Source organism: Neobacillus sp. FSL H8-0543 (assembly GCF_038592905.1).
Taxonomy (GTDB): Bacteria; Bacillota; Bacilli; order Bacillales; family Cytobacillaceae; genus Neobacillus.
In genome coordinates, this window is record NZ_CP151943.1 from 806,742 (window position 1) to 827,588 (window position 20,847).

Consider the following 20,847-nt stretch of genomic DNA (forward strand, 5'->3'; position numbering starts at 1 on the left):
ACCCTCAAGCGAATCCTCTAAGCGTCATATATTGTCCAGAACTTGGTATTTTTGAACTGAAATTTCCATATACCTTAAACAAGGGACAACCACAATCATAATAGAAAAAATTCAGGGATGGGATACTTATGAAAAAATTCAGTACAGTTCTTACCATATTAATAGTCTGTTTACTTGCTGTCAGCATATATAAATATAAAAATCCGCCCGCACAGGAAAGCATAACATTTTTCCCGATAGATCCGAAGGTCAATTTCATAAAAACGGAAACGATTCTCTCCCCATTAAATAAACCAACTAATTTTATATTGTGGACCATCCATTCCACACTGGATCAAAAGGCTTATCTACGGCAGGATGCAGGTCTGTTATTTGCCAATGGTCGATTAACAGGTCAACTTAGTGATTGGAAACAAAATACCGCTGCTCTTATTCAAGATGACCAAATTGCAACGGAAAAGAGCACCTTACTCCAAGCCATTACCTTTCATCATGCAGAGCTACATGAAAAAGGAGATCAAATTTTTAGCTCCCAAGCAATGTCAGCAGATCAATTGTACGTAGTCCATTCGAATCCGTTTAAAACCTTCCGAGTACCTAGTAACAAGAACGAGGAACAATGGAAGCAACAGTTGGATGCTGAAACCGAAAGAATGCTTCAACTAAGCTGGAACAATGGAATTCGCTATTTTTCTATCCCATTGAAAAACTATGAAGTACTTCCATTTAGTCAGTTTCATGAAAGGGCAAAGACTACTTTGCCTGGATTTAGCAAACCAGAAACAGCACGAATTGTGGGCAACCTTTGGGAGGGATTATATAAAAACTATATACTTGGAATAAAAAAAGCGGACGGTACAATTATAACCCCATTAGGTAGTACCATCCCGCTTATTTTGTTAGCCAAAGATAAAACACATCTTTTGGTACTAACTGAGACAGGAAAAGGAGAGCCGATTCTCCTCCGCCAGATTATTGAAGAAGCTGATTAATTTCGCTGAGAGTATCAGCATATTCCTTTCGCTCAGGACTTAGCTCAACAGCCTTTTCAGCATTTATCTTAGCCTGTTCTAAATTATTTTCTTGATAATAGATGAGTGCAAGATTAAAGTACGCTTCCGAAACATCCGGATCTAATTCAATTGCTTTTTGCAAGTGTGTTTTTGCCTCGCCCAGCATGTTCAACATGATTTCAGTATAAGATAAATCAAAATAGATCTGTGCAGAAGGATTACTAGACTTCTCTTCTATTTCCGTTAAAAGCTCATGTGCCTGCTCATAGTTTTCTTGTTGGATAAATTCTTTTGCAAGCAGTAAATTAGTCCTTTCACCTTGATCCTTTGCCGCATGAGTAAACCCGTAGGATAAAGAACCCCAAACAACGGCCGTGGATAAAATTAAAAAGGCTAGCTGGAGCATAAGCTTTTTCTGCTTTGGAAAATGCATGATTCCTGCCGCCAAAAATCCGCCTGCCAGACCTCCTAAATGTCCTGCGTTATCGATGCTTGATATGGAAAATCCAAATATTAGATTGAATACGAGGACAGCAATTACACTAGGACCCATCGTGCGGAAAAATAGCTTTGGGTAAATAAAGCAAAAATAAAGCAACGCACCAAAACACCCAAAGATAGCTCCACTCGCTCCTGCTGAAACATTTGCACTAAAGATAAAGCTAGCAACGAATCCCATTCCACCAGCAAATAAATAAATGAATAAAAAGCGGGCATTTCCAAATATTCTCTCAACCTCTGTTCCTAAAAAGTACAATGCCATTGTATTCATTGCCAAATGTAAAAAACCTATATGCAAGAAAATCGGTGCAAAGAAACGCCACCACTCGCCCTCATAAATATAAGGATTGAACTTTGCCCCAAATTTAATTAGCGTAGAAGTATCCGTGCTGCCTCCCTGCATCTCCATGAAGAAAAACATTGCAATTTGAATAAATATTAAGATGTAGGTAAAAAACGGCTTTCCATTTGTAAAGATCTCTTTTTCAGTTTTGGCCTTTTTTATCGCATATCCAAGCGCTTCCCTCTTTTGGGATTCTACTTCCTGTTCGGTATACTCATCCTTAACCTGAAAGGTTACTATACTTTCAAGTCGCTCTGAGAGAAGTTGAAGACCTTTCTCATAATCGCCACTCGTTATCAATAACGAATGAGCTTCTGTTTTATTTCCTTCTGGGAAGATAAATGGCTTAGCAAGACGAAATTCATAGTCATCGACCGGCGGAAATTGACTAATATAAATATTGAATACCCTGAACTCACTGCGACCTAATTGTTTTCGGATCCTTTCCCCATTTGTTGCTGTAAACTCGATATCTCTTTGCATAGAGTTACTCCAGTCTAAATCATGGCGAAGCAAACGGACAATGGGAGCTTTTTTATTTTCTATTTTTTCTAGCCATAGTTCTTTTTTATTTTCAGATAATTGGATAATTCGGTACTCCTGATCGGAGATGAAATAATAAGCCAACCTCCAATAGATGTAATCCTCTCGATTGTTCAATATCTCCCCTACTTCCCTTCATCAATGATTAATCATTCAACCTATCTCTTTAATTATATACGAAAATGGTGAGCCCCATAAATAAACAAACAAAAAACCATCTGTGGTTTTCACCATTCAGATGGTCCTCCAACAGATGGTCTGCCAAAAACAGACTGCATCATCTTATTTTTCACTCCTGGGAAGCTCATAATTGAACCTACTGCAATATTGCGGAGCCAACCTGATCTCAGCAAAACATTAATAATTCTAAATCTAAAGCGGTAGGCAAAATAACCAATTGAACCAATCATAAAAATAGATGTAAGCATACGCGACATATCATCATCCTCCTACCCATATAGTGCGATAAGATGCTGTTTTTTATCCATCAAAGATAAACATCATTTCAATTAGTATTTACTAAAAACCGGCCCCATCGTTTGTTTTAAGACATTAACTGAGTTCGTAAATTTTTGCTTTTCTTCAACATTTAAATCCAGTTCAACAACTTGTCTAATCCCACTATGATTGACCACTGCAGGTACTCCAATATAGATGTCCTTTTGGCCATATTCTCCGCCAAGATAAGCAGAAACGGTTAATACTGAATTCTCATCTTGCAGAATCGCCTTTGTTAACCGAACAAGCCCCATCGCAATCCCATAGTAGGTTGCACCTTTTCGCTCGATAATATGGTAGGCCGCGTCCCTGACATTAACAAAGATATTATCGAGGTCCTCTGGTTTATAATCTTGCTTATTTTTTGACCAATCCGAGATTTTTGTACCTGCTATATCTGCGTGGCTCCAAACTGGAAGCTCTGTATCCCCATGCTCCCCAATAATATAAGCGTGAACATTTCGAGTATCCACATCAAAATACTCACCAAGCAAAAAGCGGAAACGTGCGGTATCTAAGATTGTCCCAGATCCAATCACCCGCTCTTTTGGCAGACCAGAGAATTTCCATACAGCATATGTTAAAATGTCGACAGGATTTGTCGCTACAAGAAATATTCCATCAAAGCCGCTAGCCATGATTTGTTCAACAATTCCCTTGAATATCTTCGTATTCTTTTCAACTAGGTCCAAACGTGTTTCACCTGGTTTTTGGCTGGCACCAGCTGTAATAACAACAAGGTCTGCTTGACTGCAATCATTATAGCTACCATACCAAATCTTTGTCCGCGAAGGAGAAAAAGGGAGCCCATGATTTAGGTCCATTGCATCCCCTTCTGCCTTCGCTTCATTTAAATCAATTAAAACAAGTTCCTCGGTAATTCCTTGATTTAAAAGTGCAAAGGCATAGCTTGAGCCTACGAAACCAGTTCCAATAAGTGCAACTCGATTAACTTTTACCATGATAATTCCTCCCTTGACATCTTTAATTGAATAAGATAACTGCAATTGCAAGCAAAGCTGCAATTAAACCCGATAAGAAATTCACCATATCATTATCCACTAACCTGTAGCCTTTTATTCTAACTGTTGGCTGTTGACAGTGATTCCTCTTTTCCGTTTCAATCCCGCATTGATGACAAGTATATACCTTTTGGTAAAAGGCACCAAATACAGTGTCAATGATATTGCCTATAAATCCAAAAAGGAAAATAATAAAAAGATGATATATGTTCAGCGGAAAAAGTACTGAACTTAACCAAGCAATCAACAGGGAACCTAATAGTGCTGCTGAGCTGCCTAAAATACTCATTGCACCCGAAGTACCTTTTTCAACCCGTCTAAAAGTACGTATGTATATTGGATTTTTTTTGCTTAATGAGCCGATTTCTGAAGCCCAAGTATCAGAGTTGGCACTTGCAAGTGAGACTGAAAAACCAATAAGCCAGATGTTTGATGGTTCAAAGTAAGAAAGAATACTGAACAATGCTGCTGTCCCGCCATTTGCAACTACCTGTCGCCAATCTCGCTTTGCTCCCTTAGCTAGTCTTTCTTCCATATCCTTTTTCGCTGAACTTTTATATTTAGACCAAAAGGTTGAGGAAGAAAAGAATATCCCAAGGAGGAGGAGTCCTTTTACTCCAAACCCCAAGAAGACAGCAATGCCAACCAATATAGCAGCAATAGCCCCCGAAGCAGTGAGAGATCGGGCCAGATATCCTGCAAAGCCGCCTAAAATAATAATTGAGATGACAATAAATGTTTCAATCATATTGTATTCATTACCTCATTATTAGTAATAATTTTTAAAACTGGTAAATCATGTTCTTCGACTGTAAATTGAGGAATTACTTGGAAGTTAAATGCAAGGGATAGGGTCTGACCGGTAAAGTCAGATAAAAATCGGTCATAATATCCGCCTCCAAACCCTAGACGGTAACCTTTTGTTGTATAGGCCAAACCTGGAATGATTAAAAGATCAATATTCTTTGAACTAGTTTCAGTAGTCAGAGCTTCTATTGGTTCAAGTAATCCATAAAAAACAGATTCTAACTGAGAAAACTCCGTTAGGCTTCGAAATGTTAATTGCTTTTTGCTTGGAATACACTTGGGGACGACAACTTGTTTCCCTAACTCCCACGCTTTTCGAATAATTTGATATGTATCAACCTCAGGTTGTTTCGAGACAGTAATTCCGATAACTTTAGCTTGTTTCCAGTCTTCATCTTCGAAAAGCAACTTCGCAATTTTATAAGAATAGTCTTCGTAAAGCGGTTTTGAGAGTTCAGAGAGTTTCTCTTTCATTTGCTTGCGCACGGCCATTTTATCATTCATTTGAACACCCTCCTAACATTTTTAGACAACAAAAAAACAGTAGGAAGCCCTACTGCTTATTTTGTTTCACGGTGTGCTGTTGAACGTTTTTCTCTTGGGCAATATTTCTTAAGCTCAAGACGATCTGGGTTGTTACGTTTATTTTTTGTTGAAATATAGTTACGATCTCCACACTCAGTGCAAGCTAACGTAATATTTACACGCATGTCAATTTCCCTCCAAACGATTAAGCTAGTTCGTTCATACGACTTTTCTATAATATCATTTTTCAAAAGGAAATGCTAGTACATATTTTGAAAGTGATTTAATAGATAAAATCATGTAGATACCTCACTATCTAATACTCGTTTGTTAAGCAGTGTATCTTCAACAACACGTGTAGTTTGAGAAGCGATATTTTTCCAGCCATATAAGCTTTTTACAATCTTCATTCCCCTATTGCCAATTTCCTTAGCCCTTTGGGGATTTCTAAAAAGAAAATCAATATTTTCCATTACACTTTTTGCATCTCCAGGAACCATTAACAATCCTGTTTGCAAATGTTGGACAATCCCCTTTAGACCACCGACCTCCGAAACAACCGTTGGTATACCAAGAATCATTGCTTCTAATGCCACAATACCGAACGGTTCATAAAGACTTGGAAAAATGGCTATTTCACTTTTTAAAAGCAGATCATTTCTCTGGTTGTCCGTTACATGACCTATAAAGTTAAGATAATTCTCTAACTTTTTCTCCCTTACCTGGTTACGGTAATTATCTAGCATTGGCCCTTTCCCAGCAATTACAAAATAAATATCCTGTCCAGTTTCTTTCGCAATCTCTGCTGCTTCAATAATTGTTTCATACCCTTTTTCCTTTACCATTCGGCCCACTGAAAAGATATACTTTCTATTTATTAGGGATGGAAAGTATTCTTCAGCATCTGCCTTTATATCCTTCTGTTCGACCCCATTAGGAATGACTGCAATTTTTTTAGGTGATGCTTGAAAAATTGTCAATAATTCTTCTCTCATATATTCGCTACAAACTATAAGTTGGTCTGACTCCTTTATTAGCTGAAGCTCTTTATTATGAATAACCCGTTGCATTTCGGTATAAATACCATTATTCCTGCCATGCTCTGTGGCATGGATTGTAGTTAACAAGGGGGTTGATAAGCTTTCTTTTATGGCTATCGCAGCCGTTCCAACCAGCCAATCATGTGCATGGATGATATCAAATTTCATTGAATCTGCGATTTTTTCTGCTTTATAAACGATAGCTAAATTTAATCCAGCTATCCAATTAAGAAAATTATCATCGTAATTGTTCAACGGCATAACACGATGAACATTTACTCCTTTTAGTAGTTCATAGGAAGGAAGCTCACTGTTTCCCGCGGTAATTACATGGACTTCATTACCTGATTCGACTAACTCAACTGCTAGCCCATTTACATGCCTCGAGAGCCCGCCAACTACATTCGGCGGATATTCCCAACTAAGGATTAAAAATTTCAAATGCCAGCCAAATTGCTTCCCATCTGCCTCTTTAGGAATGATCTTACTCATTATTCGCGCTCCATCTCTTTTGGTTCTCCATAATAACTATATGTGCTCACACGATCCACCCACTTTGGCGGGCGATTTTCGAGTTGTTGATGTTGCGCTAAATGATATATTTCACTTGAGTTTGAAAGTGTAATTGGCGGTGTTTGAAGGGTATTTGACCTGAGAATTGGGAAAAAAACATTTTCATTAAATTTAACACCAATTTCAGCAATATAGCTCCTGTTAGCAATTAAACCCTTAATAACCCAGTAACCATTAGTAAAAGGGACAGCGATTTCATAGTAATGATGAGCATTATTTCCATTGAAAATGATATCTGTTACATCATAAACCCTAACAACCTGGACTAGGTCTTCTATCCTTTTATTAAAATATAAACGGATGAATGATCCTGGAGTCTCAGTGACTTCCCAAATTAACATAATCCTGCTAGGAGAAATAAGCTTCGCCTGGAGTTCCCCCTTCAGCGGAACAATATCATTGGTGTTTTCATTACTGGTAGTATTTGGACTTTCGATCTTAGAATCATTGTCCTTCTCTTCAATATTCTCTTGATTATTGACCCACTTATTCCATCTATATTGAACTCTTCCAACTGTGGTATTCAACTCTGAGGCGATTTTTCGAAAAGATAAACCATCCTCTCTTAGTTTAATTATTTCATCTATCATTTTTATCCTCCATTCTGCAGCCCATCATAATATGCAAAAGTATCCGAAATATTCCTATAAATTCAATGGTACCATCTGCTGGAGAACAGTACAATAAACGCATTTTGTCGTATTTTGCCAGACCTCCGATACAATTCGACAAATTAAATAAAAAAAGATGAGTGCTTATCAGATAAGCCTCATCATTTTAATAATTATTTTATTAAGTATTCAACTCAAACCGTTTCCCTGTTACAAGGTAGATTACATTTTCCGAAATATTCGTAGAATGGTCTGCAATTCTTTCAATAAACCTGCAAACAAAAGAGAGTTGAATAATCTGATTTGTAGCATTAGGGTTTTCAGGAACTAAACTAATTAACTCATGAACTAAATTACCGAACATTTTATCGACTTCATCATCTTTTTCCGCACATTTTTGTGCAAGTAAGATATCTTCGGAAATGTAAGCCTTTATAGACATCGCAACCATTTCAAGCGCGGTATCCATCATTTTTTGGATGTCCACAATTTCCTTGAAATGCTTATCAGCACCAATATGCACAGTTGCCTTTGCTATATTTACTGCTAAATCTGCCATTCGTTCTATTTCGGATGAAACCTTTAAGGCAACATTTAATGATCTGAGATCCTTAGCTACTGGTGATTCTCTTGTGATCAATAATAAGGCCTTATCATGAATTTCATGTTCTAAGGAATTAATTTGACTGTCACTATTAATGACAAGGTTCGCTTTCTCAATATCTTGGTTAATAAGTGCACTTACCGAATTTTTTAATGCCTGCTCAGCTAAGCCTTCCATTACTAACAGCTTCTCTTTTAACTGCATTAACTTATTATCAAATTTAGATCTAGTACTCATATTTTCACCTCATCAACCGAATCTTCCGGTAATATAGTCTTCTGTCCGTTTATCTTTAGGCGTGGAAAAGATTTTATTTGTTTCAGAATATTCTATCACTTCTCCATTTAAAAAGAAAGCTGTTTTATTAGATATGCGAGCAGCTTGCTGCATATTATGAGTAACGATAATAATACTAAAATTCGTCTTTAATTCCTGGACAAGTTCCTCTACCTTTAATGTTGAAATAGGATCTAATGCAGAAGTAGGCTCATCCATCAAGATAACATCTGGCTCAATTGCCAAGCAACGAGCAATACAAAGGCGTTGTTGCTGCCCTCCTGATAAACCATAAGCATTCTGATTCAGGCGGTCCTTCACTTCATCCCAAATCGCCGCACCTCTTAAACTCTGTTCAACAATCTGATCTAATGTTTTCTTGTCTCGAATACCGTGAATTTTCGGGCCATAAGCAACATTTTCATAAATGGATTTAGGAAATGGATTAGGCTTTTGAAAAACCATTCCAACCTTTGTTCTAAGTTCTTCGACTTCATATGATTTATCGAGAATATTCCTGTTTCGATAGAATATTTCACCCGATGTTCGGACTATAGGTATTAATTCAATCATTCTATTCAACGTCTTAATATAGGTGGATTTTCCACATCCGGACGGACCAATGATAGCTGTAACTTCATTTTCCTTAATATCAAGATTTATATTTTTGAGAGCATGATTTTCACCATACCATAAATTTAAATTGCTTGTTTTATAAACCAGTTGTTTTTCGTCTGGTCTGACTAGTGTAGCAGGAGCTGATGTTGTATTCATAATGTTTCCTCCTTGAATAAACCATTAATATCTTTTCTGGAATTTGTTGCGAATTAACACTGCGATGGAATTCATAAAAAGTAACAGAGCCAATAATACGATGATTCCTGCTGCTGCTAATGCATGAAACTCTGCTTGTGGACGACCTGTCCAATTATAAATTTGCAACGGTAACACAGTAATCATATCTAATAATGATTTTGGTAAAAATGCAAGAAATAATGGCATACCGAGAACAACTAGTGGAGCTGTTTCTCCGATGGCACGCGACAATGCTAAAATAGCACCAGTAAGAATTCCTGGTATGGATGCAGGTAATACCACACGAACAATCGTCTGCCATTTCGTTGCACCAATGGCATAGGATGCCTCCCTTAATTCTCTTGGAACCGCACGAATCGCTTCTTGGGATGCGACAATGATAACAGGTAATACGAGCAAGCTCATGGTGAGTCCCGCTGCGAGCACACTTGTACCTAATGCTAATGCTCTAACAAATACCGTTAAACCCAATAATCCAAAAACAATCGAAGGAACACCGGCTAGATTTGAAATGTTCACTTTAATAAAATCGGTAACAAAATTCTTTTTTGCATATTCTTCGAGATAGAGGGCAGTACCAACACCGATTAATAAAGAAACCGGTGCGACGACACCCATCAACCAAATGGTTCCAATTAGGGCAGCATACACACCTGCTTGCTCTGGCTTTCGTGATGGGAGACTTTGCAAGAATTGCAAATCTAAATAGCCAAATCCTTGAGTGAATACCCGATATAATAATATAGCTAAAACGAGCAAACCAAACATCGTCGCAACAAAAAAGATCGCTTTTGAAGTACGGTTTACTAATAACCTGGTTTTCATACGCTTAACAACCGATTCATGATTTACTAACTTCATTAGTATTCCTCCCTATAGCGACGAGTGATGTATTGTGCAATTAAATTCATCACTAACGTGAACAAAAATAAGGTCATCCCTACCGCATAGATACTATAGTAGATGGTCGTACCATAGCCTGCATCCCCTTGGCTAACTTGGACGATATAAGCGGTCATTGTTTGGATAGATTGCGTCACATTCAATTCAAGATTTGGTGTGGAACCGCCTGCTACCGCCACTATCATCGTCTCACCAATCGCTCTTGAGATGGCCAATACAATAGAGGCGATAATTCCTGAAATCGCTGCTGGCAAAATGACTTTAATTGCCACTTCAAATTTCGTTGACCCAAGTGCAAGAGCCCCTTCACGCATGGCATTTGGAACTGATGACATCGCATCCTCAGAAAGAGAGGCAATCATCGGAGTAATCATAATTCCAATTACAATACCTGGACTTAATGCATTAAAGATTTCGAGACCAGGTATAAACTCACGTAAAATTGGAGTTACGAAGGTTAAGGCAAAAAAACCATAAACGATGGTTGGTATTCCTGCTAATACTTCTAATATCGGTTTAATAATTCTGCGAGATCTGTCAGATGCATATTCACTCAAATAAATGGCTGAAGTTAAACCAATCGGTACTGCTACGATAATGGCGATAAGGGTAACCTTCAACGTTCCCATTACTAATGGCAAAATTCCAAAAGTACCCTGGGTTTCAGAGAATGGATACCATTTTTTCGCAGTAAAAAATTCAATTATCGACACTTTATCAAAAAACAGAAATGTTTCAAAAACCAACGTTAGTACAATACCTACCGTTGTTAAAACAGAAACAGCCGCAGTGAGGAACAAGATAAAGGGCATGACTTTTTCTATGATTCCCGTTGCACTATTCTTTTTTTTCTTCTCTTCAATCATTTTCTGAACGGAAAAAGAATTCGGTTCTTGAGACTCCAAAATGAAAACTCCTTTCAACATGACAATAGTGAGAAGCACTTTAGCGCTTCCCACTTATGAATTTATTCTAATACTACTTAAGAGTTTCTAGTGTTTCAAGCTGCTTTGTATACTCTTCATCAGGTAATTTTACATATCCTACATCTTCAGATAATTCAGCTGCATTTTCTAGAACGAATTTTACGAAATCATAAACTTCCTCTTGATCTTTAACTGCAGAGTTTTTCACGTATGTGAATAATGGACGTGAAAGTGGAGCATATTCACCGGATTCAATTGTTTCATTATTCGGTTCAACCGCACCGTTTCCACCATCGATAGGAACAATTTTTAAAGTATCTTTATTTTCAGCATAGTAAGCATAGCCGAAATAGCCAATTGCATATTTTTCACCTTGAACACCTTGTACTAAAGTGTTGTCATCTTCAGAAAGAGTTGCCTTTTCAACAATAGGTTGTCCATCAAGAATTACTTCATCAAAGTAGTCGAAGGTTCCTGAATCGGTACCAGGGGAGAATAATTTAATTTCCTCTGCCGGCCAGTCTGGATTAATATCAGACCATTTTTTCACAGTACCATCTTCAGTCCAAATTTTCTTTAAATCATCAATCGATAATTGTTCAACCCAATCATTATCTTTATTTACAACAACTGAGAGGCCGTCATATGCTAATTTAATTTCAGTGTAATCAATACCTTTTTCTTTAAGACCAGCTTTTTCTTCGTCTTTAATTGGACGAGAAGCGTTACTTAATTCTGTTTCACCAGCGATGAATGCTTCAAAGCCGCCGCCTGTTCCAGAGGAACTAACAGAAACTTTTACATCAGGCTGTTTTGCGCCATACTCTTCAACAACCGCCTCCATGATTGGAAATACTGTAGATGAACCGTCTATTTTAATTTCGCCTTGCAGTTGCTTTGTTTCAGTGCCTTCAGAGCCAGTCTTTTCCTTGTTATCATCTTGAGCTCCGCATGCTGCTGTGAATGCTACCATTCCAGTCATCACTGCTGTAAGTGCTACTTTTTTAAAGCTTTTCATTTCTTTTATTCCCCCTAAGAGTGTATGTTTGTTTCGCTTTACAAATATAAGAATACCTCCTTGATGTAAACCCTGTTTGAACATCGTGTAAATTTAATGTAAAGATATATTGAGTTTGTGTAAAAACGAAATAAAAAATACACCTGCCTAAATTTAGACAGGTGCTTAGAGTAATTATTGGTTATCTTGGTTTTCTTGATTATCTTGGTTTTCTTGGTTTTCTTGCTCATTTTGTGCACTTTCAGCATTTTCACCCGTTTGCTCTGTATCATTGTCACTGCCCTTTTGTTCTTTAGGTTGCTTTTTTAATTCAAAGTAGGCATCGAGTGCCCTTTTCATGATCTCATGGTTGACGTCAGGACCACTGTTACCTTGATATGCCCACGGAACTAACACAGCTATGGCAACCTCTGGATTATCTAAAGGCGCATAAGCGATATCACTAAGATTCTTTACTTCAGGGGCCACTTTCCCAAATTTCTTGCGATCAGGACCATCATAAAATGCTTGAGCCGTTCCTGTTTTTCCAGCAGGATTATAGTCCGTGTTCCTAAAATAGCTGTACCCGGTTCCCCCCGGTTCCTGCAAAGCCATTCTAAAACCTTCCTGAACCCTGTCAATCCACTCATTCTTCCCATCAATTCGATTCAATACATTGGGTTTAATTTCTTGGATAATCGGACCCATTTCCTTACTATCCAATAATGGTTCCCGAATTTCCTTTACAATGTGGGGCTGTACTCGATATCCCCCGTTTGCTATCGTTGAAACATACTGTGCCAATTGCATTACTGTATAGGTATCATACTGACCGATGACAAGATCAAGTAATAAACCAGACTGCTTAATTGGACCAGTATAGCCCGTGCTTTCATTTGGCAAGTCAATTCCAGTCGTAGTGCCAAGACCAAACTGACTGAAAGATTGTCTTATCGTATCAAAAGTTGTCAAGTCTAATGGCAGTGGCTGATTTGGGGCGTAGCGCCCATCCGCCATTTCGATTACAGTCTTCCACATATAAACATTCGATGAAACCTGAAGTGCTCTAAGGTCATTTATTGGACCAAAGCTTCTCCATGAAGACTTTGGATTTGTACCTTTAATTAACAATGGTAGATCCACATGAACAGAACCTGGCTGAATAGCCCCAGAATTATATCCTGTTAATATCGTAGCTCCTTTTACGACAGAGCCAACAGTGTAAGATGTTGTAATATTACCTAGAGCAAAATCACGCATGACTTGTTTACCATCTTCATCCTTGGCAATTTGCTTCCCAGCCATTGATAAAATTTCACCTGTATTTGGATCCATCATCACCACGAAGGCGCGATCTAAAAGTTGTGACCTAGAGAATTTCTTTGCTTCCAATAATTCTTCTTCAATTATTTTTTCAACCTCAAGCTGGAGATCCATATCAATCGTTAGGATGAGGTCTTTTCCTCGCTGTCCTTCAGAGATGACTTCTGTAGATATGATATTTCCGCCTTTGTCGGTCACATTTTTCACTTTAGCTTTTTGCCCATGCAGAATATCTTCATATTGCATTTCAATATAACTTTTGCCAACTCGATCATTTAAACTGTATCCACGAGCTAGATACTCATCCAGTTTATCTTTTGGCAGCCCCTCTTCTGCAGAAGTTACATTTCCAAGTACAGATTTTAATGTATCTCCATAAGCATAATTTCGTTCCCAATCCGTGGTTGTATCTACACCTGGCAAATACTCTAAATTTTCGCTGACAACAGCAAATTCCTCTGTTGTCACATCTTTATTTTTTACAATTTGTTGGGTCAAGGCATATCCGCTGTTAAAATCACTATAAATGGCAACAATTTCGAGGTCTAAGCTCTTTAAATCATCCTCTGTAATTCTTTCAAGCTGCATACGGTAGATATCTTTATCATCTATTTCCTGTTGATCGTACTGAACCCATTCTTTTTCCGTTATCTTTTCTTTTGCCTTATCCGGTTTTGTTAAAAGCCAAAAGTCCTTTTTATCGCGTTCACGAACCTTTGATGTATCTTTAACAATTAATTTTGCTAATCGTTTTGCAGTCTCAAGCATTTCCTTTTGAGTTGTTGTTTGATATTTTGTATAGGTGATTGCATTTAGAGGTGTATTATCAACAATGCTTTTACCATTTCGATCAAACATTTTCCCTCTAGGCACCGGAGTATTAACTGTGATGTCTTCGGTTCTTTCTATTTCACGTTTAAAATCATCACCATAAACGATTTGGACAAGTCCAAGACGTAAAATTAGGACAGAAAAAAGCAAAAATACAACAAAAAACACCATGTTCAAACGGAAGGTAACATGTGCCTTCTTCTTTTTCTTTTTATTATTCAATTTATTTCTCACTCCCTGTCAAATTTGACATGATAAACTCTATTTTATAAGAAAACCACTCTTAATACTATCAGGAACACTTACCAATTTTACATACTTCGACAAAAGACCATGAAAACTACAGAAAAAAGGCGATGAGCAGTATTTCTACTCAACGCCTGATGTTACAGGGAAGCGAATTTTTCTAATAAATAGATAGATCACAGAATGTCCTGCACCAAGAAACAACAAGAGTATTGGAATGCCTTTTTCAGCATTAAACCATGTCACTGTTACTAAAAATATTAATATCGAGACAATTCTCCCGATATTTAAAAAGATTTCACGTACAACAATATACTCAATCCGCATTTCAGCTGCTTTCCAACCTGTTCCTATCACATCATATGTAGTTGATATATAGGGGACAAGCAACAATGGGTATGCAATGGCAATCATACCTGCATAAATTAATAATTTTACAAAACTTATTTCCCAAACAATTAATAGAACGGCACAATATAGGATGATTCCACCAATAAGGATGGCCTTTTTCCGATGTCTTTTTTTGATTAATCTTGATGCAAAATAATAGGCTATGAAGGAAATCCCTGAATTAATTAGACCAAAGGTTCCTAAAGCCATCTCACTGCCGGTGGATATATAAACGAAAACAGTAATCATAAATAGAAAGGTACCTTCACGAAGCCCTTGAAAAAAATGAGCATTTGTTATAAGTCGCCAATTATTATTATGTTTTCTTTCTTCAAGTATTCTTTTAAAGCAATACTTACCTTTTGCAGGTCGTGGCTTTAGCGAAAAACTCAAAAATACGGCAAGTGCAAACAAGGATAAAGATAAACCAAAAACAATTGAATAACCAGTAAACTTCGTAAATCGAGTAATAATGAAACCTGCGGAAAAGGGCCCAATCATTCCCCCAATGGAGGATAGTATCCCTAAGAAACCATTAAAGAAGTCCCTCGTTTCAGGTTCAGTTATTTCGAAAGTTAATACATTAAATGCGAGCCAGTAAAAACCGTAGCCAATCCCTAGTAGGGCACCTAATAGAAGTAAATAGGCTGCCGCATTTTTGCCAGTTATTAAAACCGTTAGGTAAAAAATTGCTAAAAAGCTAACACCGATCCTTAAGACAACAACCCGATCAATTTTCTTAGCCCATCTTCCTGCCAAGATAAAGGTCAACGGTTGTAATACAACAATTGACAGGTTATAGAGGGCAAGGTCAGTGTAATCCCCTGTTTGTTTCCATAAATAGATATTCACAAACGTATTTGATAGTGCGACACTTAGAGAATATAAACCTCCGATTATTAATAGTAAGGATAAATCTTTTGTTAATTCAACTTCACCTAAAATCCTTAATTTTTTTCCCATAAAAACTCCCCTTTTTTCATAAGGGTTAGTCTTTAACAAGCAAGTAAGTCTTATTCATTTCCCGAGCGAATTGAAAAGGACAGCTAGAAAAACTAGCTGTCCTTTTGCGTAAAATAATTTAATTACTTCGCAGCGCTGAAACGCTTTGAAACTTCATCCCAATTAACAACGTTCCAGAAAGAAGCAATATAATCTGGACGACGGTTTTGATAATTTAAGTAGTATGCATGCTCCCAAACATCAAGACCAAGAATAGGTGTTTTACCTTCCATTAATGGTGTGTCTTGGTTTGGTGTGCTAGTAACTTCTAACTCACCATTGTTTACAGCTAACCAAGCCCAACCAGAGCCGAAACGAGTAGTTGCAGCTTTTGCGAACTCTTCCTTAAAGCTTTCAAAGCTGCCGAATTTATTGCTGATTGCATCAGCTAATTCGCCAGTTGGAGCTCCTCCGCCATTTGGAGAAAGAATTTGCCAGAAAAGTGCATGGTTGGCATGACCGCCACCATTATTGCGAACCGCTGTACGAGCTGCTTCGGGAACAGCGTCTAAGTTTGCAACAACCTCTTCAACTGATTTAGAAAGTAATTCTTCATTACCTTGTAAAGCATTGTTTAAGTTAGTTACATATGTGTTGTGGTGTTTTGTGTGGTGAATATTCATCGTTTCTTTGTCAATGTGCGGCTCAAGTGCGTCATACGCGTAAGGTAATTCTGGTAATTCAAATGCCATTTTAATATTCCTCCTATGTAATAAAAAATTTTTCTCTTTAGTTTTGTCTAAAATTAAAACAATTTTAGAATATTCCTAAAGCTTCGTAGGTTAAGATTACCAAATAAAGTTATCCATTTCAATTAAAATGCTCATACCTAACAAAGTTACAATATCCTTTTTTAGAAAAAAAAATACATTGTTTAGACTTATTCTCATCAAATCAAAGTTTTCAAAAAGTTGTCAAAAATCAACAAAACGTATTCTGTCAACGATTTAAGTCATAGTTACGCCTTATAGATTCCATATATTGTAAACCACCTGTTGACATGATGTTGATTATTGATTTTAATCGAATTGTAAGGACAAAAGGGAGATGGTATGAATGCTTAGAAGCAGCTTTTCAATATACAGTTTATTATCTCAATTCTTCCAAGGGAAAGAGCAAATTCAAAAGGTGAAGGCTGGAACTGTTCTTTTTCAAGAGAGGGAACCTGTGGAATATGTTTACCTACTGCTAAGTGGAAGTGTTGCTCTCGGAAGAGTCCATTTGCGAGGAAAAGATTTTACCCTAAAAATATTCAATGATAGGGAACTAATCGTTGAGTATCAAGTATTTAAACAAAATCCCCATTTTCAGTTTTATGCAAAGACAGTTTCTGATTGTGAACTTGTCGCTATTAAAAAGGAACAATTTGAAGAATTTATCATAAATGACCCTGACGCAATGGCTGCTTTCGTTGCTTGGCTAAGTACTAGTTATGTAAAAGCACAAATGAAATGTCAAGACTTAATAATGAATGGAAAAAAAGGCGGATTATACTCCATCTTAATCCGACTTTCCCGTACCTATGGAGTAAGGACAGAAAGCGGCATTCTGATTGACTTACCCTTAACCCATCAGGAATTAGCCAATTTAACATACGGCACCAGGGAAGTTATCCAAAGGGCTTTAAAGGAACTTCGTGAAAAGGATGTCATTTCTTATGACCAGCAGAAATTAACAATAAAAAATATTAACTACTTAAAAAGTGAAGTCGACTGCCACAACTGCCCGTATGAAATATGTGGTGTTAACTAACTAAAATCCTCCTCAGGGAAAGAGGAGGATTTCCTAATGTATTGCTCTATTAAAAGTAACTCTGTTGATTGGAGCGGAAGGCACGAAGACTCCTGCGGGAAGAGCAAGTCACGGGAGACCCCGCAGGAGCGAAGTGACGAGGAGGCTCCCGGACTGCCCGCGGAAAGCGAAGTGCCTGGAGCTCCAATCAACAGCTAATTTTTAAAAAACAACTAATAGGAAGTAAGCAATCATGATAAGTTGAATGATTGTTTTTGTTAATACACTGCTAATAAACCCAACAACAGATCCAAATCCAATTTTCAAACTGTCCTGTATATTCCTTTTATTCACGGCTAACTCAGCTATAAATGCCCCGATAAATGGCCCAATTAGAATACCCAGCACCGGAATGACAAAAGGTCCTACTAAAAGGCCAATCGTACTTCCCCAGATTCCAGCCTTCGACCCGCCGTATTTCTGAACTCCAATCATATTGGCAATATAATCGGCTACGAACAATAAGACAATAAAAAGTCCTTGAATCAGCCAAAAGAACCAGCCAAACGGCGCGAAAGAAAAAAAGGCACCATAAAGTAAAAACCCAGCTAATATAAATAGTACACTCGGAATAATTGGATAGATCAACCCAATAAACGCAACGACAAACAAGATACTAATAATACCCCAATAAACAATTTCCATTATCCTCATCCTTTTTAACATTTCACTTACTTCCATACTAATACGAAAATTCGTTTAAAATAGTTTCATTCTTGTATATAACTTTGGCAAAAGATACAATAGAACAATGAATAAGTTTAAGGGTGGTAATCATGAATATTTTCAAACAATTTTACAAAAGCACTCATTCACCAAGGGATATAGCATCGTTTCGCTTTCAAGGAATCGGAAAAACAATTTTGTATGTTTTTTTCCTTTCCTTGATCTCAATTATTCCCTCTATTGTTTTTTTAAGTACCATTCTGTCAACTGGAATCGAAACTTCCAAAAATGTACTTACTAATGAAATACCCTCATTTTCAATAGAAAATGGGATCTTATCAGCGGATACAGAGGTACCAGTAATAATTGAACAAGAGGATTTTACCATTATTCTTGACCCAACAGGAAACATTACCGAACAAAAAGTCGGAGAAGAGGGGAATGCCTTTGCGTTGCTGACTGATAAATTTGTCGTTTCAGCAGGCGGCAGAATTGATACATATCCTTACACGATGTTGGAAGGAATATATATTTCTAAAGATGAAGTAAGTAATTTTATTGACATCCTTGATGGGGTTAAAGGAATTATTATCCCTGTAATGTCCTTCTTTATCTTCCTTTTTTCTAGCGCTGCAAATTTCATTGAAGTTTCTATTTTAGCTCTGTTCGGCCTTTTCCTGAAAAGTCTTACAGGCAGAAATCTAAAATATCGTCAACAATGGAGAATGGCTGCTTACAGCGAGACATTACCAACCGTTTTCTTTACCATTATGGCTGCGATTAATACAACTGTTCCAAATAGCTTTTTGATCAATTGGTTCGTTGCAATCATTGTACTATATTTAGCCATTAACGAAATTCCAAAGCCAAAATCTAAAACAGTTAATCCCTAACAATAACGCATCCACTTGGGTGCGTTTTTTGTTCTAATGACTGGCGGACAAGCATAGGAATGTACAAACATTCCATTTGGAGGCTTGTCATATGAAAAGATTTTTAATGGTCCTATTGGGTCTTTTAACCATATATGTTATCTATATTGATTTAACAAATGGTACCCTTCCTAATTCATATACCCAAAAGTCTGAAATAGTGGTCGCGACAACGGCAAGTACGAAAACGTCTCTCCCTGCTTTTGAAAAAGAAGTTCAACCCGGTGAGACAGTCATATCAATTATTGAACATCAGCTAGATAAGCCCTTACCAATTTCAATTGATGAATTAATTCAAGACTTTCGAAAGTTAAATCCCGGACAAGCACCAGAAAAAATACAAATCGGTTCTACCTACCAATTTCCCGACTACTCTAAATAAACAGATAGTGCGTTGGTCTTGTCAAGATTAGTCAAAGACTGATAAAATAAAGTGAGCTTGTTATAATAACACCTATTATTCGAATCCAATTAGAAGGAGCGAATTTCCCTTGAGTGAAATTATCCATCGTACAAAAACCCGGCCAATTAAAGTTGGTAATTTAACAATTGGCGGGAGTAACGAATTATTTATACAAAGCATGACCACAACAAAAACACATGATGTGGAAGCAACTGTTGCTGAGATTAAGCGCTTAGAGGAAGCAGGCTGCCAAATTGTCCGTGTTGCATGTCCGGACGAACGTGCTGCAAATGCCATTTCAGAAATCAAGAAAAGGATAAACATTCCTCTTGTCGTCGATATCCACTTTGATTATAAATTGGCCCTTAAGGCTATTGAAGGCGGCGCTGATAAAATCCGTATCAATCCAGGTAATATCGGCAAACGGGAAAAAGTGGAGGCTGTTGTAAAAGCAGCGAAGGAAAAGGGAATCCCTATTCGTATCGGGGTAAATGCAGGATCCCTTGAAAAAAGGATTATCGAAAAGTATGGATATCCAACGGCTGACGGTATGGTAGAGAGTGCACTCCATCATATAAAAATCCTAGAGGATTTAGATTTTCACGATATTATCGTGTCTATGAAGGCTTCAGATGTACCGCTAGCCATTGAAGCGTATGAAAAGGCATCAAAGGCATTTGATTATCCATTACATTTAGGGATAACAGAATCAGGTACATTATTTTCAGGTACCGTAAAAAGTGCGGCTGGATTAGGCGCATTAATCAGTAAGGGTATCGGAAATACCTTAAGAATCTCCTTAAGTGCTGATCCAGTTGAAGAAGTCAAAGTTGCCAGAGAGCTTCTAAAGATTTTTGGACTTTCTTCAAATGCAGCCACACTCATTTCGTGTCCAACTTGCGGAAGAATTGAAATTGACCTCATTAGTATTGCAAATGAAGTGGAGGAATATATTTCAACAATAAAAGCTCCAATAAAAGTAGCCGTTTTAGGCTGTGCTGTTAACGGCCCCGGAGAGGCAAGAGAAGCCGATATCGGTATTGCTGGTGCTCGCGGTGAAGGATTGCTGTTCCGTAAAGGAGAGATTGTCCGTAAGGTTCCAGAAAATGAATTGGTGGATGAATTGAAAAAAGAAATCGACCAATTAGCTAAAGAATACTTTGAAAAAAAAGCAGCTGAAGAAGCTACAGTTAGTAAATAACGAGAAAGAAACCCGGTAATCATATACCGGGTTTCTTTTTTATATGCCCCTATAAACTTTCTTG

General features: G+C 37.4%; 22 protein-coding genes. 5 read left to right on the forward strand and 17 right to left on the reverse strand.

What is annotated here, in order from left to right; all coding sequences use genetic code 11:
- The first annotated feature begins 128 nt into the window (after window positions 1–128).
- Window positions 129–992, forward strand: a complete 864-nt coding sequence (locus NSS81_RS04295) for a hypothetical protein (RefSeq protein WP_342432313.1) — start codon at window positions 129–131, stop codon at window positions 990–992.
- Here NSS81_RS04295 and NSS81_RS04300 read toward each other — a convergent pair.
- The 16 genes from NSS81_RS04300 to NSS81_RS04375 all read right to left on the reverse strand — a co-directional run bounded on the left by NSS81_RS04300 (window position 973) and on the right by NSS81_RS04375 (window position 16,482).
- Window positions 973–2,517 (reverse strand): rhomboid family intramembrane serine protease, encoded by a 1,545-nt coding sequence (locus NSS81_RS04300; RefSeq protein WP_342432314.1) that lies wholly within the window; start codon window positions 2,515–2,517, stop codon window positions 973–975. The genes NSS81_RS04295 and NSS81_RS04300 overlap by 20 nt on opposite strands.
- A gap of 110 nt (window positions 2,518–2,627) precedes the next feature.
- Complete coding sequence (locus NSS81_RS04305; protein ID WP_342432315.1) at window positions 2,628–2,837, reverse strand: hypothetical protein; 210 nt, start codon at window positions 2,835–2,837, stop codon at window positions 2,628–2,630.
- Window positions 2,838–2,909: 72 nt separating this feature from the next.
- A complete protein-coding gene (locus NSS81_RS04310; protein WP_342433930.1) occupies window positions 2,910–3,863 on the reverse strand; it encodes an L-lactate dehydrogenase in 954 nt (317 codons plus the stop codon).
- 19 nt (window positions 3,864–3,882) lie between these two features.
- Window positions 3,883–4,668: a DUF92 domain-containing protein gene (locus tag NSS81_RS04315; protein WP_342432316.1), complete on the reverse strand. Its 786-nt coding sequence runs from the start codon at window positions 4,666–4,668 to the stop codon at window positions 3,883–3,885.
- A complete protein-coding gene (locus NSS81_RS04320; protein WP_342432317.1) occupies window positions 4,665–5,231 on the reverse strand; it encodes a 5-formyltetrahydrofolate cyclo-ligase in 567 nt (188 codons plus the stop codon). Before NSS81_RS04320 ends, NSS81_RS04315 begins: the two co-directional genes overlap by 4 nt.
- 56 nt (window positions 5,232–5,287) lie before the next feature.
- Window positions 5,288–5,437, reverse strand: coding sequence for a 50S ribosomal protein L33 (gene rpmG / locus NSS81_RS04325; protein ID WP_066064234.1), 150 nt, complete (start codon window positions 5,435–5,437; stop codon window positions 5,288–5,290).
- Between the two features lie 111 nt (window positions 5,438–5,548).
- Complete coding sequence (locus tag NSS81_RS04330) at window positions 5,549–6,784, reverse strand: glycosyltransferase family 4 protein (protein WP_342432318.1); 1,236 nt, start codon at window positions 6,782–6,784, stop codon at window positions 5,549–5,551.
- Window positions 6,784–7,455 carry a DUF4912 domain-containing protein gene (locus tag NSS81_RS04335; protein ID WP_342432319.1) on the reverse strand — a complete coding sequence of 224 codons (672 nt, stop codon included), beginning with the start codon at window positions 7,453–7,455 and terminating at the stop codon, window positions 6,784–6,786. Before NSS81_RS04335 ends, NSS81_RS04330 begins: the two co-directional genes overlap by 1 nt.
- Window positions 7,456–7,657: 202 nt before the next feature.
- Window positions 7,658–8,317, reverse strand: a complete 660-nt coding sequence (phoU, locus tag NSS81_RS04340; RefSeq protein ID WP_342432320.1) for a phosphate signaling complex protein PhoU — start codon at window positions 8,315–8,317, stop codon at window positions 7,658–7,660.
- A gap of 12 nt (window positions 8,318–8,329) precedes the next feature.
- Window positions 8,330–9,130, reverse strand: a complete 801-nt coding sequence (gene pstB / locus NSS81_RS04345) for a phosphate ABC transporter ATP-binding protein PstB (RefSeq protein ID WP_342432321.1) — start codon at window positions 9,128–9,130, stop codon at window positions 8,330–8,332.
- A gap of 24 nt (window positions 9,131–9,154) precedes the next feature.
- Window positions 9,155–10,033, reverse strand: a complete 879-nt coding sequence (gene pstA, locus NSS81_RS04350; protein WP_342432322.1) for a phosphate ABC transporter permease PstA — start codon at window positions 10,031–10,033, stop codon at window positions 9,155–9,157.
- On the reverse strand, window positions 10,033–11,001 hold the full coding sequence (gene pstC, locus NSS81_RS04355; protein ID WP_342433931.1) for a phosphate ABC transporter permease subunit PstC: 969 nt from the start codon (window positions 10,999–11,001) through the stop codon (window positions 10,033–10,035). The genes pstA and pstC overlap by 1 nt, the downstream gene beginning before the upstream one ends.
- A 52-nt stretch (window positions 11,002–11,053) precedes the next feature.
- Window positions 11,054–12,019 carry a PstS family phosphate ABC transporter substrate-binding protein gene (locus tag NSS81_RS04360; RefSeq protein WP_342432323.1) on the reverse strand — a complete coding sequence of 322 codons (966 nt, stop codon included), beginning with the start codon at window positions 12,017–12,019 and terminating at the stop codon, window positions 11,054–11,056.
- A 174-nt stretch (window positions 12,020–12,193) separates the two neighbouring features.
- Window positions 12,194–14,323, reverse strand: a complete 2,130-nt coding sequence (locus NSS81_RS04365; RefSeq protein ID WP_342433932.1) for a penicillin-binding protein 2 — start codon at window positions 14,321–14,323, stop codon at window positions 12,194–12,196.
- Between the two features lie 198 nt (window positions 14,324–14,521).
- On the reverse strand, window positions 14,522–15,751 hold the full coding sequence (locus NSS81_RS04370; protein ID WP_342432324.1) for an MFS transporter: 1,230 nt from the start codon (window positions 15,749–15,751) through the stop codon (window positions 14,522–14,524).
- 122 nt (window positions 15,752–15,873) lie between these two features.
- Window positions 15,874–16,482: a superoxide dismutase gene (locus NSS81_RS04375; RefSeq protein ID WP_342432325.1), complete on the reverse strand. Its 609-nt coding sequence runs from the start codon at window positions 16,480–16,482 to the stop codon at window positions 15,874–15,876.
- 364 nt (window positions 16,483–16,846) lie between these two features.
- Here NSS81_RS04375 and NSS81_RS04380 point away from each other — a divergent pair, with 364 nt between their 5' ends.
- Entirely contained in the window at window positions 16,847–17,542 is a 696-nt protein-coding gene (locus NSS81_RS04380; protein ID WP_342432326.1) for a Crp/Fnr family transcriptional regulator, read from the forward strand.
- Window positions 17,543–17,743: 201 nt separating this feature from the next.
- Here NSS81_RS04380 and NSS81_RS04385 read toward each other — a convergent pair whose 3' ends face one another.
- Entirely contained in the window at window positions 17,744–18,226 is a 483-nt protein-coding gene (locus NSS81_RS04385; protein WP_342432327.1) for a DUF456 domain-containing protein, read from the reverse strand.
- Between the two features lie 131 nt (window positions 18,227–18,357).
- Here NSS81_RS04385 and NSS81_RS04390 point away from each other — a divergent pair, with 131 nt between their 5' ends.
- From NSS81_RS04390 to ispG, 3 genes are all read left to right on the forward strand, one after another.
- Window positions 18,358–19,140, forward strand: a complete 783-nt coding sequence (locus tag NSS81_RS04390; RefSeq protein ID WP_342432328.1) for a DUF1189 domain-containing protein — start codon at window positions 18,358–18,360, stop codon at window positions 19,138–19,140.
- A gap of 91 nt (window positions 19,141–19,231) precedes the next feature.
- Entirely contained in the window at window positions 19,232–19,561 is a 330-nt protein-coding gene (locus NSS81_RS04395) for a hypothetical protein (RefSeq protein ID WP_342432329.1), read from the forward strand.
- 118 nt (window positions 19,562–19,679) lie between these two features.
- Window positions 19,680–20,783, forward strand: coding sequence for a flavodoxin-dependent (E)-4-hydroxy-3-methylbut-2-enyl-diphosphate synthase (gene ispG / locus NSS81_RS04400; RefSeq protein WP_342433933.1), 1,104 nt, complete (start codon window positions 19,680–19,682; stop codon window positions 20,781–20,783).
- The last annotated feature ends 64 nt before the right edge of the window (window positions 20,784–20,847 follow it).

Coding starts and splice junctions, on each gene's coding strand:
- NSS81_RS04295 (WP_342432313.1), top strand. CDS start 129: ATGAAAAAATTCAGTACAGTTCTTACCATATTAATAGTCTGTTTACTT.
- NSS81_RS04305 (WP_342432315.1), bottom strand. CDS start 2,837: ATGTCGCGTATGCTTACATCTATTTTTATGATTGGTTCAATTGGTTAT.
- NSS81_RS04315 (WP_342432316.1), bottom strand. CDS start 4,668: ATGATTGAAACATTTATTGTCATCTCAATTATTATTTTAGGCGGCTTT.
- NSS81_RS04320 (WP_342432317.1), bottom strand. CDS start 5,231: ATGAATGATAAAATGGCCGTGCGCAAGCAAATGAAAGAGAAACTCTCT.
- rpmG (WP_066064234.1), bottom strand. CDS start 5,437: ATGCGTGTAAATATTACGTTAGCTTGCACTGAGTGTGGAGATCGTAAC.
- NSS81_RS04330 (WP_342432318.1), bottom strand. CDS start 6,784: ATGAGTAAGATCATTCCTAAAGAGGCAGATGGGAAGCAATTTGGCTGG.
- NSS81_RS04335 (WP_342432319.1), bottom strand. CDS start 7,455: ATGATAGATGAAATAATTAAACTAAGAGAGGATGGTTTATCTTTTCGA.
- phoU (WP_342432320.1), bottom strand. CDS start 8,317: ATGAGTACTAGATCTAAATTTGATAATAAGTTAATGCAGTTAAAAGAG.
- pstB (WP_342432321.1), bottom strand. CDS start 9,130: ATGAATACAACATCAGCTCCTGCTACACTAGTCAGACCAGACGAAAAA.
- pstA (WP_342432322.1), bottom strand. CDS start 10,033: ATGAAGTTAGTAAATCATGAATCGGTTGTTAAGCGTATGAAAACCAGG.
- pstC (WP_342433931.1), bottom strand. CDS start 11,001: ATGTTGAAAGGAGTTTTCATTTTGGAGTCTCAAGAACCGAATTCTTTT.
- NSS81_RS04360 (WP_342432323.1), bottom strand. CDS start 12,019: ATGAAAAGCTTTAAAAAAGTAGCACTTACAGCAGTGATGACTGGAATG.
- NSS81_RS04365 (WP_342433932.1), bottom strand. CDS start 14,323: ATGGTGTTTTTTGTTGTATTTTTGCTTTTTTCTGTCCTAATTTTACGT.
- NSS81_RS04370 (WP_342432324.1), bottom strand. CDS start 15,751: ATGGGAAAAAAATTAAGGATTTTAGGTGAAGTTGAATTAACAAAAGAT.
- NSS81_RS04375 (WP_342432325.1), bottom strand. CDS start 16,482: ATGGCATTTGAATTACCAGAATTACCTTACGCGTATGACGCACTTGAG.
- NSS81_RS04380 (WP_342432326.1), top strand. CDS start 16,847: ATGCTTAGAAGCAGCTTTTCAATATACAGTTTATTATCTCAATTCTTC.
- NSS81_RS04385 (WP_342432327.1), bottom strand. CDS start 18,226: ATGGAAATTGTTTATTGGGGTATTATTAGTATCTTGTTTGTCGTTGCG.
- NSS81_RS04390 (WP_342432328.1), top strand. CDS start 18,358: ATGAATATTTTCAAACAATTTTACAAAAGCACTCATTCACCAAGGGAT.
- NSS81_RS04395 (WP_342432329.1), top strand. CDS start 19,232: ATGAAAAGATTTTTAATGGTCCTATTGGGTCTTTTAACCATATATGTT.